Consider the following 16,634-nt stretch of genomic DNA (forward strand, 5'->3'; position numbering starts at 1 on the left):
CATGATCAACAGCGCCGTCCTTGTCTTGAATCGGTATTACCAACCGGTACATGTCACGTCGGTGAAGCGAGCGTTCTCGCTGCTGTATCTCGGCGTGGCCAAGGCCATCGACTCGCAGTACCGCCTCTATGAGTTCGATGACTGGGCGGCGCTGAGCGCGACGCAGGACTGCATCACCACCATCGAGCGGACCATCCGCATCCCTCGGGTGCTCGTGCTCAGCGCGTACGATCATCTCCCGCGCAACCGCGTGCGCTTCTCGCGGCTGAACATCTACGCGCGAGACAACGACACCTGTCAGTACTGCGGCAAGCAGCTCCCGCGCGCCGAGCTCAACCTGGACCATGTGAATCCGCGCGCCCAGGGCGGCAAGACGACGTGGGAGAACGTCGTGTGCTCGTGCGTGCCGTGCAACCTGCGCAAGGGGGGCCGCACGCCCGAGCAGGCGGGCATGAAGCTCTTGAAGAAGCCCGTGCGCCCGCGCTGGACGCCGCTGTTCCGAGGCGCGCTCCGCAAGGTCACCTACCGAGAGTGGTTGCCGTTCCTGCACCTGGCGGACGCGTCGTACTGGAACGTCGAACTGCTTGACGAGTAGCGCGCCGAGCCCCGCCAGGTAGGGGTTTCCCGCTTGCCACCCGGGCAGGCATGCGAGGGGCGAGAGCTCCGCGCCACCCGGGAGCCTCTGGGCACGGGGCCACCCATTGGCGAGGATTCGACTCGGGCGGTAGGACGGGCTTTGATGCGAAGTTCCTTGAAGCCCGTGCCCCCGTCGCGCCTGCCACCTGAGTCCATCCATCCTCCCTTGATGGGTGCGGAGACCCGTTCCGCGGGCACCGTGGAGAACGAATCGATGGTCGCCGGAGCGCCAGGGCTGGGAGGCCACTCGCGACGCATCATCGCCGTGGGAGGCGGCAAGGGCGGCATTGGCAAGTCGATGGTGTCCGCGAACCTGGGCGTGGCGCTGGCACAGTCCGGCAAGCGCGTGCTGCTGGTGGACGCGGACCTGGGCGGCGCCAACCTGCACACCTGTCTGGGCGTGGGGCAGCCCGAGGTGACGCTCTCGGACTTCCTGCGCAAGGGCAAGGCGAAGCTGGAAGAGGTGATGGTGCCCACGGGCGTGCCGGGGCTCGACCTCATCGCCGGCGCGCAGGACTCGCTGGACGCGGCCAACCTCAAGTACGCGCAGAAGCAGAAGCTGCTGCGCACGCTGCTGGCTCAGCAGTCCGTGGACTACCTCATCCTCGACCTGGGCGCGGGCACGAGCTTCAACACGCTCGACTTCTTCCTGCTCGCGGACCACGGGGTGTTGGTGGTGCTGCCCGAGCCGACCTCCGTCGAGAACGCCTACCGCTTCGTCAAGGCGGCCTTCTTTCGGAAGCTCCAGCAGGTGGAGGAGCAGTACGGCATCGAGGACGTGGTGGAGCGCGCCATGTCGACCCGGGAGGGGGCGCTGCGCACCCTCCATGACGTGGTGGCGCAGGTGCGCAAGCGGGATGCGGTGAAGGCGGAGCGCCTGTCCCTGGAGCTGGGGCAGTTCCACGTCCGCCTGGTGGTGAACCAGGCTCGGACGGACGCGGACCTGAAGGTGGGCGCCGCGATGGTCTCGGCCTGGAAGAAGTTCTTTGGCATCGACATGGACGACCTCGGTGCCATCCGGTACGACGATGAAGCGTGGCGCGCCGTGCGCAAGCGGCGGCCCGTGCTGATGGAGCGCCCCGAGTCACTGGCTTCCCAGGGACTCCAGCGCCTCGCCGCGCGTATCCTCGCCATCGACGGTCTTCCTTCCGGTCCTTCCACCCCATGAAGCCTTTCGAGCAGCAGAGCTACTACGAACTCCTGGAGGTCCCCGCCACCGCGTCCGAGGAGGACATCCGTGCCGCGTACCAGCGGCAGATGGAGATGTACGCGCCCGACTCGATTGCCGTGTATGCGCTCGCGGACCCTGGGCAGTTGGAGTCCCTGCGCGCCCGGCTGACGGAGGCGATGGAGTTCCTCACGGACCCGGACCTGCGCGTCGAGTACGACCGCAGCGTGGGCCTCGGCGAGCGAGCGTCCCACACGAGCGCCGCGAGCAAGCACGACGCGAAGTCGCGTGCCGCCGAGGCCCTGGCCACGGCCGCGGATGCGCTCGCGACGGCCGCCGGCGCGGTGGATGCCGTGCGCACCCTGGCGCCTGAGTCCTCCCGCAAGGGCGACGCTCCGAAGTCGGTGGAGGCCGGTCTCGCGCCCCCCGGGCAGGGGGCTGCTGCGTCGGTGGTCGCGGCCGAGACCTCGGTGGCTCCGGCTGGGGATGCCTCGGCCGCGAAGCCAGTGGCCCAGGCCGCCGCCGAGGCTCGGTCCGACGACTCCGCGTCCTCGCAGGGCGCGACGGGGACGAAGCCGCCCGCTGCCTCCGCACCCGTGTCCGTCGCCGGCGTGTCGGTGGTGGAGGCGTTCCGTTCGTCGTTCTCGCGGGGCCTGTCGTTCGTCTACGTCCCGGCTCCTCAGCCCTCCGCGCCACAAGAGGCCCCCGCCTCGGTCGCGAAGTCCGTGAGCCAGGAGGCAAGCCCAGAGCCGCAGGGCAGGGGAGGCACGTCCGAGTCGAGTGCGCGCGGGGAGCTCGAGCGCGCGTCGCCTTCCACCGAGCCTGTCCGGGCGCCTGAGGCCGAGGCGATGCCCGCCCCGACGCTTGAGACGGGATCCGCGACGAGCACCGAGCCCATGAGCGCCGCGGCAGCCACGGTGACGCCCGTCCCCGTGGCGCCCTCGATCGAGCCTGTGCGCTCGGCGTCTCCGACCCCTGCGCCCCTGGTGGTCTCGGAGCCCGTGGCGGCATCTCCGGCACCCGCGCCCGTGGCATCGTCTCCCGACCCGGTGCGCTCTGCGTCTTCGGCACCTGCGCCCATGGCGACCGCGGAGCCTGGGCGCTCCGCGCCCCCCATGGGAGTGCCCGGGGTGGCATCGTCGGAGTCTGTGCGGCCGGCGCCCCCCGCGCCTGTGGCATCGTCCTCCGAGCCCGTGGTCGCGGCGACTCCCGGTCCCGTCCGTGCCGCGACTCCCGAGCCCGAGCGTGAGGAGGCTTCGGCCTCGGCGGAGAAGGTCGTGCCGTCCGGGGCTGGAACGACCCGGCCTGCTGGGTTGTCTTCCGGGCCGCGTGCTCCGACGCGCGCGGTGGCCGAGCCCGCGTCGCCGTCCAACTCGCGCGGCGCCATCAGCCGGGTGGGCCCGGGACGCGCGCTGGGCGACGCGGAGGTGATTGCCCAGGACTCGGCCATCTCCACCGCCGAGTCGGCCCTGGCCCAGGTGGCGGCCCGGGTTCGCGAGGCTCGGCCTCGTGGACTCGACATCCCGTCGGATGCGGAGTTCAACGGTGAACTGCTGCGCCGCGTGCGCGAGGCCCGAGGACTCAGCCTCCAACAGGTGGCGGACCGCACGCGCATCTCCCGGCACCACCTGGAGAACGTGGAGGCGGACTCCTACGGTGCCCTCCCGACGACGGTCTACCTGCGCGGAATCCTGATGAACCTGTCGCGTGAGCTGGGGTTGGATCCCCTCCGGGTGTCCAAGAGCTACCTGGCCTTGTCCTCTGAGAAGGCGGGCAAGGGCGGGCGCTGAGCCCAAGGTGGGCTCTCACCCGTGTTGGCACCAGGAAAGTTGACTCCCCCGGGGGCGGTGCCTAAGTAGGGACACGATGACGGAAGAGGAAAAGATCAAGGCGATGCGACTCGCACGCGCGATCGCCTCCGATATCTCGCTCTACAACGAGCAGAAGATCATCAAGGGCATCGAGCAGGACAACCTCTTCGAGGTCCTCAAGGAGGAACTGGAAGAGGGCCGCGACCTCTACAAGAGCCGCGTCAGCCAGGAGATCTTCACCAAGGCGAACTTCTTCGAGCGCGCCGTCAACGACATCGTCCTGCGCTCGAAGGCGCATGTGAAGTCGAAGATCTGGTAGTCCCGGCCGTGGTCGCGCCCGACATTCGCGAGCACCGCGCTCCGCCCGAAGCCCGCGGCGAGCGGTTGGATCAGCACCTCGCTCGGGCGCTTCCCGACCTCACCCGCTCGCGGCTGCAGGCGCTGATCGAGTCGGGCCACGTCCTGCTGGACGGCCGGCCCACCAAGGTGTCGCAGCGCCTTCGCGGCGGCGAGTTGCTCTCGGTCCAGGTTCCCGCCCCCGTGGCGGCCGTGCCCCAAGCGGAGGCCCTGCCGATCGCGGTGCTGCATGAGGACCGCGACATCGTCGTGGTCGACAAGGCTTCGGGCATGGTCGTGCATCCGGGCGCGGGGCATTCGTCTGGGACGCTCGTCAACGCGCTGCTGCACCGGGTGAAGGACCTGGCCGGCGTGGGCGGCGAGCTTCGGCCCGGCATCGTCCATCGGCTCGACAAGGACACCACGGGCTGTCTGGTGGTCGCCAAGCACGAGCAGGCCCTGGTGGCGCTCCAGAAGTCCTTCAAGACGCGCGCGGTGGCCAAGACGTACCTCGCCCTGGTGCATGGCGTCCCGCCCGCCGAGGGGCGCATCGAGACGCTCTACGGCCGCCACCCCGTGCACCGTCAGCGCTTCACCGGCAAGGTGAAGGAGGGCAAGCCCGCCATCACCCTGTACCGCGTGCTGGAGGCGTTCGAGGGCGCCGCGCTGGTGGAGGTGGACCTGCTCACGGGCCGCACGCACCAGATCCGTGTGCACCTGTCCGAGGCAGGCCACCCGCTCTTGGGGGACTCCCTCTACGGCGCGGGGCGCAAGGCGAAGGGCGCCGTGGCCGAGGCGCAGGATGCCCTGGGCCGGCAGGCGCTCCACGCGTGGCGCCTGACGTTCGCGCACCCGCGCACGAGCAAGGATGTCGCGCTGGAGGCGCCGGTGCCGGAGGACTTCTCCCAGGCGCTCGCGAAGCTGCGCGAGGCCGGCGCGCCCCCGGCGCCCCCGGTCAAATCCCGGAGACGCTGAGCTGCTGCTGACGGCGGCTGAGCACCTTGATGGGCTGGATGGCCATCACGCGCATGAAGACGGACAAGAGGTCCGGATCGAACTTCTGGCGCATCTCCGTCCACATCAACATCAGCGCCACCTCGGGGCCGTAGGCGTCGCGGTAGGGCCGGCGTGAGGTGAGCGCGTCGTAGGCGTCGCAGATGGCGATGATCTTCGCGTACACCCCCAGGTTCGTCTTGGGGATGATCATCTGGATGTTGCCGCGCGCGTCGCGCACCGCGGTGCCGTAGTCCGTCTTGTGCTCGAACGTCGTCACCACGCGCAGCAGCGTGGAGCGGCTGAAGCCCTTCTCCATCAGGATGTTGCGCACGCTGATGAGCGGCGCGCGCGCCACCGAGGCCTTCTCGTCCGGAGTCAGCGCGCCGCGCTTGGTGGCGAGGTGCTCGGGCAGCGTCGTCATGCCCGCGTCGTGGAAGAGGGCGATGTAGCCCAGGTCGCGAAGCTGCGGCTTGGTGAGCCCCAGCTCCGCGCCGAACACGATGCACATCAGAGTGACGTTGACCTGGTGGTAGACGAGGTAGTCCTCCTCTCGCTTCATCGTCGTCATGCCCAGGAAGTGCGTCTTCTGGTCGAACGAGATGTCCACGAAGTCCTGCACCAGCCGCAGCGCGCGCGCGGAGCCGATGGGCTTTCCGGCCCGCACGGACTCCAGGTACTTCTGGATGAAGAAGACGGCGCGCGCGTACACGGTCATGGCGTACTTCTTCCGGTCGACCTTCTGGTCGCCCGGGTTGTCCATGTCCTTGTTCAGCTTCTCCTTCAGCTTGGAGAACTTGGCCACGCGCATGTTGAGCAGCTTGCGGCCCGCGAGTCCGTCCTCCTCGGCGCTCGACTGCTGCTCCTTGCTGAAGATCCACACGAAGTTCTTCAGCTCGGGCACCGTCACCGGCTTGGTGAGGGTGATGCCGCCCACGTCCTTGGCCCGCATCTCCGTGAGCAGGTAGCGCTGGTTCTCGATGGAGTTCAGGTCCACCTTCACCAGCATCCCGTTCATGTAGAACGAGTCCTTCACGCCGGTGAGCTCCAGCCGGCCTTCCTTGCCGATGATCTGGTTGATGATGTCCTGGAGCTGGTGCAACGGCTTCTCGAAGACGCCGTTGTCCGGGTCGTACATCTTCACCGAGCGCACCAGCATGTAGAAGCCGGCGAGCATGCTGCGCGCGAGCGACTGGAGCTTCTCGTTGTGCTCGCGGCCGTACTCGTTGAGGTTCTCGCCCTGGGCGGTCTGCGTCTGGGTGATCTTGATGTTGTCCGCCATCGCGTCACGACTCCTCTGGGAGCGCCGAGTCGCCGAACAGCGTCTTGCGCGTTTGATACATCGCCTTGCGCGCCGCGGTGAGCACCTCCACGGGCTGCGTGCGGTCCTCCACCGTGCCTTGCAGGATCTTGTACGACTGGATGGAGCACGCGCCGCCCAAGGCCGCCACGGCCAGCAGCTTGTCATCCATCACCCGCCGCTTGTTGAGCAGCGAGGGCTTCACCGTGAGCAGCTGCTGCATCATCGACAGCGCGGCCGGCGTCCCCGTGGTGCCAATGGCCGTGTAGACCGCCATCTTCTCGTCGGGCGTCTTCTTGTCGAAGCCGGGGTCGCGCACCAGGCGGATCAAATCCACGAAGGCCTTGTCCCGGTCGAACTCGGGCAGGAGCTTCGCGGCCAGCATGCGCACCTGCGAGACGGGATCCTGCAGCGCCTCCGCGATGACACGGCGGGACTCGCCCGTGCGCCCGCGCCCGATGATGTTGAGCACCTCCAGCTTCACCACCAGATTGGGACTCTTGAGCACCTGGGCGAACATCTTCAGCCGCTCGGGGTGGTTGCTCTTCTCCAGGATGTAGACCATGTCGCGCACGGTCTGCGGCCGGTCCGACAGGAGCCGCGCGGTGAAGGGCTCCGGCATGTCGCGCGCGAAGCCGGCCAGCACGTCGCACAGCAGGATGCGGTTGTCCGGAATCTCGATGGTCTCCAGCACGGTGAGCAGCGGAATCACCGCCTCGATGCCCAGCGCCTGGAGGTAGCGCGTCACGTCCATCGGGTTCTTCGGGCGCGCCTGCTTGAGGGACTCGCCCAGGCGCATGAGGCGCTGCTCCTCGCCCATCTTCACGAGGAAGGTCTCCAGGAGCCGGCCCAGGCCCGAGCCGCCGTCGCGCTGGGACAGCGCGCGCAGCTTGAGGACGATCTGATTGACGGTGGCGAAGTCGTCCTGGAGCAACATCATGTCGAGCAACTGGACGAAGATCTCCTCGATGAGGCTGGCGTCATCCACGCCGCCCTCGACGACCTGGAACACCGCGCCCACCAGCTTGGGGAACAGGCGCGCCGTCTCTTCTTCGGAGATCTCCCGCTGGAGCGAGGCCTTCAGCTCGTCCGTGGCGTGGCGTCCGCCCACCACCAGACCGCGGAGCTGTTCGACGCCCTCGAGCTTGGCGTCCAGGTCCTCCGCGGACACGCGCGCGAAGCGCAGGAAGTCATCCGAGTTTGTCTGGAGGCGCGCGTAGAGGTAGCCCACCACCTTGTCCACCTCGACCTGCACTTCCTCCTCGGAGGCGTTCTCCATGGAGAAGCCTTCCACCACCACGTACTCGACGTTCTGCATGCCGGCGCGCCACAGCTGGGCCAGCACGTCGTCGGCGCCACGCTCGGGCTCGGACAGGGCGATGAGCGTGAGCGTCACCAGCTCGTCGCTGGCCAGCCCGGGCCGGAAGATGAGCTGGCGGATGCCGTCGCGGAAGAACTTGTAGGGCAGCGGGGTGTCTTCGGTGAACAGCGCCTCGTTGTGGAGCATGAGGTTCTGCTGCTCCACCTTGAGCGACAAGGGACCGAACTTCTCGGTGTACGCGCTGATGGACTCGAGCGCCTTGGCGAGGAACTCCGGGAACCGGGCCTCGTTGTGGCGGTACATGCCGATCTGCTTGATGCCCTTGAGCAGATGGAACGCGAACGTGCGCGCCAGCTCCACCTTCTCGCGCACGTCCGGCGACTGCTCCGGTTCCGCGCTCGCTTCCGTGACTTTCTGGGGCGGGGCCATGCTTCCTGAAAGAATCCGGGCTGGGCGGATGCCCGGGATGGGGGGACGCCAGCTTAGCCTGACTCTTGGTCAACACCCCAGCGCACGGCCGGGGCCGGACGTCACGTGGGGGTATCGCCCTCGCTCCGGGGTGGCAGATGACGGGGAAATCCGGGTGTGTTACGGACCGCCGCCTTCGCACCGACATGAGGGTGGGCCCGATGAAGCGAGTGGTGGCGTCCGGGATGGTGCTGCTGACGCTGACAGGCTGCTTCCGGCTGAGCGTCCGCAGTGGCGCACCGCGTGAGGGACTCCCCTCGGAGCAGACCGGGGTCAGCCTCGTCTACGGGCTCACTGCGTCGGACGTGGCCGCGGGGGAGTGCCGGAACGGGCTGTCCCGCGTGGACGTCTACTGGCCGTGGTGGGCCCCGTTCGTCTACGTCTTCTCGTTCGGCATCGTCGCCCCCCTGCGCACCGAGTACGTCTGCGCCGAGGCGGGGAGCCCGGACGCCCGCGACCCCCAACTCCCGGCGTCGACGCAGTCGCTCTGAGCCCTGAAACGCCGCGAGGCGGCGGGACCTGGGGCCACGCCGCCTCGTGAGTGAGCCCACCGGCCGGCCTCGATGAGGCGCGGACCGGCGGGGTGCATCCAGCGCTACTTGCCGGGGGGCGGGGCCTCGGCGCCGCTCGGACCCTTGATGGCGGAGCGCAGCAGGAACACCGTGATGGCGGCGAAGATGGCCAGACCCCACACGTTGGACCAGAGGGGAGACGCGGAGTCGCTCTCGCCCACCGCGTTCAGGAAGCGGCCCAGCGCGCCGTTCGTGCCGAGCAGGGCGGGGAGGTTGATGGCGCGCGTCCAGGCCCCGTCGCTGGCGATCTCCAGGATGGCGATGAGCACGCCCGCGATGGAGCCGCCGGCGATGTAGCCGGAGGACATGAGGGTACCCGGCGAGAACTCGGACTCGGCGGCCGAGCCGCCACGGATGCGGTCCACGAGGTAGCGCACCATGCCGCCCACGAAGAGCGGGGTGGTGCTGCTGATGGGCAGGTACACGCCCACGGCGAAGGGCAGGGCGGACACGCCGCACAGCTCCAGCATCAGCGCGATGAAGACGCCCAGGAGCACCAGGTCCCACGGCAGCTTGCGGGTGAGGATGCCGTCGATGATGAGGCTGAACAGCTGCGCCTTGGGGGCCGAGTAGCGGGTGAGCTGCTGGCCCTCGTACTCGGTGATGCGGCCGCCGATGCCCGGATCCACGAGGTACTGGATGGTGCCGGAGCCGTCGACCAGGTACTTGCCGGCGGGCACCGGGGTGTCCGCGCCGCGCACGAAGCCGACCTTGTACGACTGCTCCCCGGCCGCGCTGACCGCACCCAGGTCGGACAGCTTCACCGGCTGGCCGTTCGCGGGCGTCACGGTGACGGCCGCGAGCTGCTCGGCGGTGACCGGGCGCCAGCTGCGCACCTCCACCGGGCCGGAGTCCGCCGGGCTCAGCTCATAGCCCTGGGCCCAGAGCGCGCGGCGCAGGTGCGCGTCATCCAGGCCGCGCTCCGCGAGCGTGGCGCGGGCCGCGTCCCACTTGAAGGTGTGCTGCGTGCGGACCTCGTCCGTCAGCTCGCTCACCTGCACGTTGGGGTGCGGCTCGGGGATGATGGTGGTGGCGCCCTGGTTGAGCAGCACCAGGACGAGCCCGATGAACATGGCGCTGGTGATGACGCCCACGAAGAGGGCGATCTGCTGCTTCTTGGGCGTGCCGCCCACGAGGTAGGCCGTCTTGAGGTCCTGCGCGGTGGTGCCGCCGTTGGAGGCCGCGATGCCCACGATGGCCGCCGTCGTCAGCGCCATGAAGCGATCGGGCGAAGAGGTCCAGCCGAACAGCAGGTACACGAGGCAGGTGACGAGCAGCGTGGCCACCACCATGCCGGAGATGGGGTTGGACGAGCTGCCAATCTCACCCGTGATTCGCGCGCTCACCGTCACGAAGAAGAAGCCGAAGATGACGATGAGGATGGCGGAGATGAAGTTGACGTGCAGCGGCGGCGCCAGCCAGATGGCGAGCACCAGCAGCAAGCTGCCGACGATGACGACGGTGATGGGCAGGTCCTGCTCGGTGCGCAGCACCTGCGGCTGCATGCCCTGGTTGCGCGACTCCATCAGCGTCTGGACGCTGCGCTTGAAGGCGCCCGCGATGGTGGGCATGGAGCGGATGAGGCTGATGAGGCCGCCCGTCGCCACCGCGCCCGCGCCGATGTAGAGCACGTAGGCGTTGCGAATCTGATCCGGCGACATGTCCCGGATGAGCTTCCCGTTGTGCACGAGCAGCGGCGTGTCCACCATGCCGCCGAAGAACGAGATCATCGGGATGAGGATGAGGTAGCTGAGCACGCCGCCCGCGAACGTCACGGCGGCCACGCGCGGCCCGATGATGTAGCCCACGCCGAGCAGCTCGGGGCTCACCTCGGCGGCCAGGGTGGCGCTCTTGAGTCCCTGGATGGGCGTGAGGATGACTTCCTTCCAGAGCTTCATGCCCGCGTAGGCGAACTTGTAGAGGCCGCCCAACAGGAAGCCGACGATGACCGTGCGGGCGTTGGTGCCGCCCTTCTCACCGACGATGAGCACGTCCGCGCTGGCGGTGCCCTCCGGATAGGTGAGCTTGCCGTGCTCCTGGACGATGAGGCCCTGGCGGAGCGGGATCATCATCAGCACGCCGAGGATGCCGCCCAGGGCCGCCGTCAGGAACGCGTGCGTGAGGTTGATGTCGTAGCCCAGCAGCAGCAGGGCAGGCAGGGCCGCGGCAACTCCGAAGGCGAGCGACTCACCGGCCGAGCCCGTCGTCTGGACGATGGTGTTCTCCAGGATGCTGGAGCGACCCAGGACGCGGAAGATCGCGATGGAGAGCACCGCCACCGGGATGGACGCCGACACCGTAAGGCCCACCTTGATGGCCAGGTACACGGACGACGCCGCGAAGATGATGCCCAGGACCGAGCCGAGAATCAGGCCCCGCGCCGTCAATTCGGCCGGAGACTCGGTCGAAGCGACGTAGGGCGTGTGCGCATGCGGGGTGGGCGACTGGGCGATGGGGACGCGATCTTCCGCGACCGGTGGTGAACCGTGGGCCAAGCGAGGGCTCCTGACAGGGGAATCAGGTGGCCCTTCTAGCAGGGTCCGGCGGCGGGCGCGAAGAGACGCTTGCATTCCGCGAGGACGCGCGCCCCCGCCGAGCAGGCAGGGGGCGGCCTCGGGACGCGATGCGTCGTGGGCCGGGTGGGCCGGTTCAACCTTGGGCGGCGATGGCCTCGGGGTCGACCTCGGCCATCAGGGCGGCCAGCTCCGCCTTGAGCTTGTCCTTGGCGCGGATCTCCAGCTGCCTCGCGCGCTCGCGGGAGAAGCCGAAGTGCTCGCCCAGCTCCTTGAGCGTCATGGGGCGCTCGTTCATGACACGCTGCTCGATGATGAAGCGCTCTCGCGGATCCAATCGCATGAGGGCGGTGCGGACGCGGGCGTGGATGAGGCCCGCCTCTTCCTTGTCCGCGAACTCATCGTCCTGGGAGGCGGCGGCGCTGACCACGAAGTCCACGTGGCTGTTGCCCCCGTCCTCGCCCATGGGCGCATCGAGCGACAGGTCCCTGCCGCCCATGCGCTGCTCCATCTCGCGCACCTCGCCGGGCTTCACGTGCAGCCGTCGGGCGATCTCCTCCACGTTGACCACGGCGTCGCCGTTGCCGAACTTCTCCAGCTCGCGGCGCGTGCGCGCCAGGCTGAAGAACAGCTTGCGCTGGGCCTGGGTCGTGCCGAGTTTCACCAAGGACCAGCTCTTGAGGATGTAGTTCTGGATGTACGCGCGGATCCACCAGACCGCGTAGGAGATGAGGCGGATGCCCTTGTCCGGATCGAACTTCTGGACCGCCTTCATCAGCCCGATGTTTCCCTCCTGGATGAGGTCCGACATCTTGATGCCGTACGAGCGGTACTCGTACGAGACCTTCACCACGAAGCGCAGGTTGGATGTGACGAGCCGGTGGCCTGCGGACAGGTCGCCTTTGATGAAGTCTCGGGCCAGGGCTTGCTCCTGCTCCACCGTGAGCAAGGAGTAGTGGTTGATCTCCGAGAGGTACATCGCCAAGGAGCCAGAGTTGGACGACTGCTCGGTCGAGGCCTGCATGTGAGTTCTCCCGGTGGCGGCCTCGCGTGGGAGGCCCAGAGGTGATGCGGCGGGTTTCTTCGCCGTGACGACGGAACGGGTTGGGTGGAGCAACCGGGATGCCAGCGATGGGAACGGTCTTTCCCTCGTGACTGCGGGGGGTTGGCGGCCGCTTGGCCCGGTGCGATGGGATGGGGCGGTAAGCGTTACGGCCCGAGCGCGGGGAAGGCTCGAACGAGGGGCTGCAAAACGTGCGCGTCTGTCCGCAAGTGGCCTCCGTTGCACGTGGGCCGACGAGGCGTCGGGACGTGAGTGGGACGCGGGACACGCGCGGCTTCGCTTCGCGGCGTGGTCCCAATATGGGAACGCCTAATCGGGCGCGCATGCGCGGGCCCACGCTTTTTCCGGGGCCGTCCGCGTGAGCGCAGGGCGTGCGGGCGCTCGGGCTCGGGCGCGCGTGGGAATGCGCGCGGCGAGCCTAGGGGGCGCGGCGCCGGGCCGCGTCCGCCTCCAGCGCGCGGTTCAGCGACTCGAGCAGGCGTGCGGCTTCGCCCGTCACCAGGGGCCGATCGCCGAAGCGGGCCTCCAGGTAGCGGCGCGTGAGCGGCGTCAGCGCGGGGGTGAGCGGATGGCCTTCCCGCGCCAGGCGTGCGGAGAACTCCTCGAGCGCCTCGCCCTGGCGGCGGGGCGGACCGCCTTGGGCAAGCCGCGCCTCCACCGCGTCCACGAACCGCGTGGCCTCCATCGGCCGTGCGCGCCGCTTCCATCGTGAGAGGGCTCGCCACGCGCGATACACGACGGCGGCGACGAGCGCGGCCGTCACCCATGCGCGCAACGGCGGCAGTCGGCTGGGCGTGCGCTCCTCGCTTCCGCGCGGCGGGCGCACCAGCGCGCGCGCCGCGTCCACCTGATCCCGGAACGAGTAATCGACGACCGAGTTGCGCCAGCGCGACTCCAACGCTTCATAGAGCGCGAGGAGACGCTGCACGAAGGCGGAGGACTGGGTGGGCCGGTGCGCCGGAGGCGTGGCGTCCACCGTCACGAAGCCGCGCCCAGGCACGAGGACGTGCGTCCACGCGTGGGCGTCTCCGGCGCGCACCAGATAGGCGCCGTCCACGCGCTCTCCACCGAAGAAGCCCGTGGCCAGCCGCGCGGAGATGCCCTGCGTGCGCAGCAGCAGCGTGAGCGCGGTGGCGAAGTGCTCGCAGTGGCCGGCCTTTCGCGTGAAGAGGAAGTCCGCGACGGGGTCGGCCACCTCGCCGCTCAGCTCCAGCGTGTACCCGTACTCGCGTTGCAGCCACGCTGCCAGCTTGCGCGCGGCGGCCAGGGGCTCCCGTTCGCCGTCGAGCACCTTCGCCGCGAGCGGCGCCACGCGCGCATCCAGGCCCTCGGGCAGCGCCAGCAGTTGGTCGTGCTCCGCGCGCGAGAGCTTGCCCGTGGAGCCCTCCTCCGCGTTGGGGGGCAGGCTGTAGGCCTCGTAGGTGTACGAGATGCCGGACTCGACGAAGCGCACTTCGCCGCCGCCCAGCCGCTGCACGACGGTGCGCCGCGTGCCGAGTGAGGTGTGGACGAGCGCGTTGCCCAGCCGGGCGGGCATCTCCAGCGCCACGAGCGTACGGCCGCCATAGGCGGGCAGCAGCTCGACGCGCTGATGCACCAGGGTCTCGCTGCCTGGGCGGAGGATGATGCTCTCGCCGCTCTTCTGCGGCGCGCCGACGCTGGTCCACTCCTGCCCGTCGAACGTGTCGTACGTGCGGCCCACCCAGTACGCCCCGAGCGCGTCGAGCCCCGGATCCGGCGTGAGCGTCGCGCGCAGCACCACGCGCGGGTTGCCCTTGATGGTGCCCGCGCCGCCCAGGCGCACCGTGTCCGAGAACCCCGCCGTGGCGGCGCCCAGGCCTGGAGCGGAGCGGGGCCCGACCACCGTCCAGTTCAGCCGGGGGAAGAGGACGAAGAACGCCACGGCTCCAGCGACCGCGAAGGCCAGGCCGCTCGACAGGGGGCGCAGCACGCCGCGCACCGGGACAGGCTCACCCTCCGGCACCGCGCCCTCCACCACGCCCAGCGCGAGCGCGAGGCTGGACAGGACGCCAAAGCCGATGAGACACGCGCCGTACACCATGTCGCCGGAGAGCGCCGCGCCGCCCGCGACCATCAGGAGTCCGGCCAGGTTCGTCTGCCCGTCGGCGGTCGCGTCCGGCTGCGACAACATGCGATGCGCGGCGATGAGTCCCGCGAAGGCGCAGGCGGCCACCACCATGTTCATGGCGCCGGACATCACCTGGAGGGCCAGCACCGCAGCCACGCCCAAGAGGAGCACCGCGGTGAGCTTCGCGCGCCGCGCGAACACGCGCTTGCCGAGCAAGGCCAGCGCGAGCGCGAGGCCAAACAAGCCCAAGGTCCAAAGCGGCAATTGGCCCGACACCGCCATGGAGGCAAAGGCCGCCCCGGCGCCCACGTCGCGCAGCACCAGCCGGAGTCGCAGCGGGCGAGCGCTCATGCCGCCTCCGACGCGCGCGTGTCCTCGAACCCCAACCACGCCAGCGCCTGGAGGATGCGCCGCTCTTGGGCAGTGCCCGTCGCCGGCCTCAAGCTGGTGCTGGGCGTGTCGAGGCCCACTTCATGGCCGTCCGCGAGCAGTCGATGCGCCTGGGCCGCGACCTCCTCGCAGCGGCGCTCCAGGCCGTCGCCGCTCAGGCCTGACTCGATGGAGAGCTGGTACGTGCGGCGCTCCTCGCGCTCACGCTCGACCTTGAGCAGCTTTCCCTGCGAGGCGCTCTTGAGCCAGTGGACACGGCGCGCGTCCTCGGCGGGCGCCAGCTCGCGCAGCCCCGTGACGTCTCCAGTTCCATCGTTGCGGCGCGGATTGCCAGACTCTCCCGCGGGCCCCAGCTCCGACGTCACCGGCTCCCGACAGGCGAAGCTCCGCTGCGGATAGACGAGCAGCAGCCCCTCGACCGGGAGCACGCGCGTCTTGGCGAACAATCCCAACGGCCACGTCGTGGTGACGCGCACGCCCGTCAGTCGCATGGGCCCGCGGCGCGACGCGCCCAGGTCCGCCCGCACGATGGCCTCGGTGCCGGGGGGCAGGTGTCCCACGCGCCCTTCGCCGGTGAGCGGGACGTCCGCCTCGGACAGCGTGAGCGCGAACCCATGGCCCTTCTTGCGCGACACCGCCCAGCGGAAGGCGAAGGGCTCGCCCGCGAACGCCGCGTCCGCGCCCACTCGCCGCACGCTCAGGTCTCCAATGCAGCGCTCGGAGAGCACGCCTGACACCACGACCATGCTCAGCAGCATCCCAAGCAGCAGGTAGAGCAGGTTGTTTCCGGTGTTGAGCGCGCCGAGCCCCACGCCGAACGTCACCACGAGGTACGTGCGGCCCGTCCGGGTAACCCGGAGCGTCCGAGGCGGTCTCAGCCACGCGCGCAGGCGGGCCCGGAAGGTGCGAGGGGCGGGCGCGTTCACCGGGGCGCCGGCACCTTGCGAGCAATCTCTTCCAGGAGGTGCGCCGCCTCGTCCCGAGCGGACACGCCCTGGACCGCGCTGCGCAAGAGGACGCGGTGGGCCCAGCACGGCACGAGCAGCGCCCGCACATCGCCGGGCGTGACGAAGTCCCGCGCCTCCCACGTCGCCCGCGCCCGCGCCGCCGCGCCAAGCGCCAGCACCGCGCGCGTGGAGGCACCTCGCTCGATGTCGCCGTGCTCCCGCGTCGCGACCGCCAGCCGCACCACGTACTCCGCCACCGCATCGTCCAGGCGCAGCCCCGCCGCGTGGGCTCTCAGCGCGGAGACCTCCTCGGGGCCGGAGACGGCCTCCACCGCGTCCAGGGGGGCATGGGCGCCCCGGGTGGACAAGAGCCGCGCCTCGACGTCCGGGGCGGGAGGCCCGAGCGACAGCCGCATGAGGAAGCGGTCGAGCTGGGAGTCCGGCAGCGGGTACGTGCCAGAGAAGTCCACCGGGTTCTGGGTGGCCACCACGGTGAAGGGCGCCGGGAGGGGCAGGGTGTTGCCGTCCATCGACACCTGCCCCTGCGCCATGGCCTCCAGCAGCGCGGACTGGGTGCGCGGCGGCGCGCGGTTGAGCTCATCGGCGAGGACGAGCTGCCGGAACAGGGGGCCGGGGCGGAAGGTGAAGGTGGCAGTCGGTGCGTGGAACACCTGGGCGCCGAGGATGTCGGCGGGGAGCAGGTCCGCGGTGAACTGGATGCGCGCGAAGGACAGCGCGCAGGCTCGGGCGAGCGCCTCGGCCAGCGTCGTCTTCCCCACGCCCGGCACGTCCTCCAGGAGCAGGTGCCCACCGGCGACCAGGCACGTCACCACATCCTGGACCTGGGTGGGCTTTCCTTGCACCGCCCGCCCGAGCTGGGCGGCGATCCGCTCCATCGCCGAGCGCGCGGATGTGGGAGTGAGAACAGGGGCGAGGACGCGTGCGGGCTGAGTCATCCGGCGGCGGACTCTAGCCCACTCGCTCCCGGGTCGGCATACCGGACGAGGCCGCCGTCCGCTGATGGACG

13 protein-coding genes are annotated in these 16,634 nt (G+C 69.8%); 6 read left to right on the plus strand and 7 right to left on the minus strand.

Annotated features, from left to right (window positions below; all coding sequences use genetic code 11):
* The first annotated feature begins 1 nt into the window (after position 1).
* The 5 genes from KRR26_RS17390 (at position 2) to KRR26_RS17410 (ending at position 4,926) form a co-directional block, all read left to right on the plus strand.
* Positions 2–595, plus strand: coding sequence for an HNH endonuclease (locus KRR26_RS17390; protein ID WP_120209974.1), 594 nt, complete (start codon positions 2–4; stop codon positions 593–595).
* 255 nt (positions 596–850) lie between these two features.
* Positions 851–1,804, plus strand: a complete 954-nt coding sequence (locus tag KRR26_RS17395; protein ID WP_236068731.1) for a P-loop NTPase — start codon at positions 851–853, stop codon at positions 1,802–1,804.
* Complete coding sequence (locus KRR26_RS17400; RefSeq protein ID WP_217080348.1) at positions 1,801–3,594, plus strand: helix-turn-helix domain-containing protein; 1,794 nt, start codon at positions 1,801–1,803, stop codon at positions 3,592–3,594. Before KRR26_RS17395 ends, KRR26_RS17400 begins: the two co-directional genes overlap by 4 nt.
* Before the next feature lie 76 nt (positions 3,595–3,670).
* Positions 3,671–3,934, plus strand: a complete 264-nt coding sequence (locus tag KRR26_RS17405; protein WP_120209972.1) for a hypothetical protein — start codon at positions 3,671–3,673, stop codon at positions 3,932–3,934.
* An 8-nt stretch (positions 3,935–3,942) separates the two neighbouring features.
* The gene (locus KRR26_RS17410; protein ID WP_217080349.1) at positions 3,943–4,926 is read left to right on the plus strand and encodes an RluA family pseudouridine synthase; all 984 of its coding nucleotides are present in this window, start codon (positions 3,943–3,945) and stop codon (positions 4,924–4,926) included.
* Here the strand turns inward: KRR26_RS17410 and KRR26_RS17415 are convergent.
* Both KRR26_RS17415 and KRR26_RS17420 read right to left on the minus strand, forming a co-directional pair.
* Entirely contained in the window at positions 4,907–6,226 is a 1,320-nt protein-coding gene (locus tag KRR26_RS17415) for an HD-GYP domain-containing protein (protein WP_120209970.1), read from the minus strand. The two genes, KRR26_RS17410 and KRR26_RS17415, sit on opposite strands and share 20 nt — an antisense overlap.
* A 4-nt stretch (positions 6,227–6,230) precedes the next feature.
* Positions 6,231–7,994 (minus strand): HEAT repeat domain-containing protein, encoded by a 1,764-nt coding sequence (locus KRR26_RS17420; RefSeq protein WP_217080350.1) that lies wholly within the window; start codon positions 7,992–7,994, stop codon positions 6,231–6,233.
* A 200-nt stretch (positions 7,995–8,194) separates the two neighbouring features.
* Here KRR26_RS17420 and KRR26_RS17425 point away from each other — a divergent pair, with 200 nt between their 5' ends.
* Positions 8,195–8,524 (plus strand): hypothetical protein, encoded by a 330-nt coding sequence (locus KRR26_RS17425; protein WP_120209968.1) that lies wholly within the window; start codon positions 8,195–8,197, stop codon positions 8,522–8,524.
* 104 nt (positions 8,525–8,628) lie between these two features.
* On the opposite strand, the gene KRR26_RS17430 is transcribed toward KRR26_RS17425, so the two are convergent.
* The 5 genes from KRR26_RS17430 to KRR26_RS17450 all read right to left on the minus strand — a co-directional run bounded on the left by KRR26_RS17430 (position 8,629) and on the right by KRR26_RS17450 (position 16,563).
* The gene (locus KRR26_RS17430) at positions 8,629–11,100 is read right to left on the minus strand and encodes an OPT family oligopeptide transporter (protein WP_217080351.1); all 2,472 of its coding nucleotides are present in this window, start codon (positions 11,098–11,100) and stop codon (positions 8,629–8,631) included.
* 154 nt (positions 11,101–11,254) lie between these two features.
* Positions 11,255–12,142 carry an RNA polymerase factor sigma-32 gene (locus tag KRR26_RS17435; protein WP_120209966.1) on the minus strand — a complete coding sequence of 296 codons (888 nt, stop codon included), beginning with the start codon at positions 12,140–12,142 and terminating at the stop codon, positions 11,255–11,257.
* Between the two features lie 457 nt (positions 12,143–12,599).
* Positions 12,600–14,621, minus strand: coding sequence for a transglutaminase TgpA family protein (locus KRR26_RS17440; protein WP_217080352.1), 2,022 nt, complete (start codon positions 14,619–14,621; stop codon positions 12,600–12,602).
* The gene (locus KRR26_RS17445) at positions 14,618–15,586 is read right to left on the minus strand and encodes a DUF58 domain-containing protein (protein ID WP_217080353.1); all 969 of its coding nucleotides are present in this window, start codon (positions 15,584–15,586) and stop codon (positions 14,618–14,620) included. Before KRR26_RS17445 ends, KRR26_RS17440 begins: the two co-directional genes overlap by 4 nt.
* Positions 15,583–16,563 (minus strand): AAA family ATPase, encoded by a 981-nt coding sequence (locus KRR26_RS17450; RefSeq protein ID WP_120209963.1) that lies wholly within the window; start codon positions 16,561–16,563, stop codon positions 15,583–15,585. The genes KRR26_RS17445 and KRR26_RS17450 overlap by 4 nt, the downstream gene beginning before the upstream one ends.
* Positions 16,564–16,634: the final 71 nt, after the last annotated feature.

Source organism: Citreicoccus inhibens (assembly GCF_019039035.1).
In the GTDB taxonomy this organism is placed as follows: Bacteria; Myxococcota; Myxococcia; order Myxococcales; family Myxococcaceae; genus Citreicoccus; species Citreicoccus inhibens.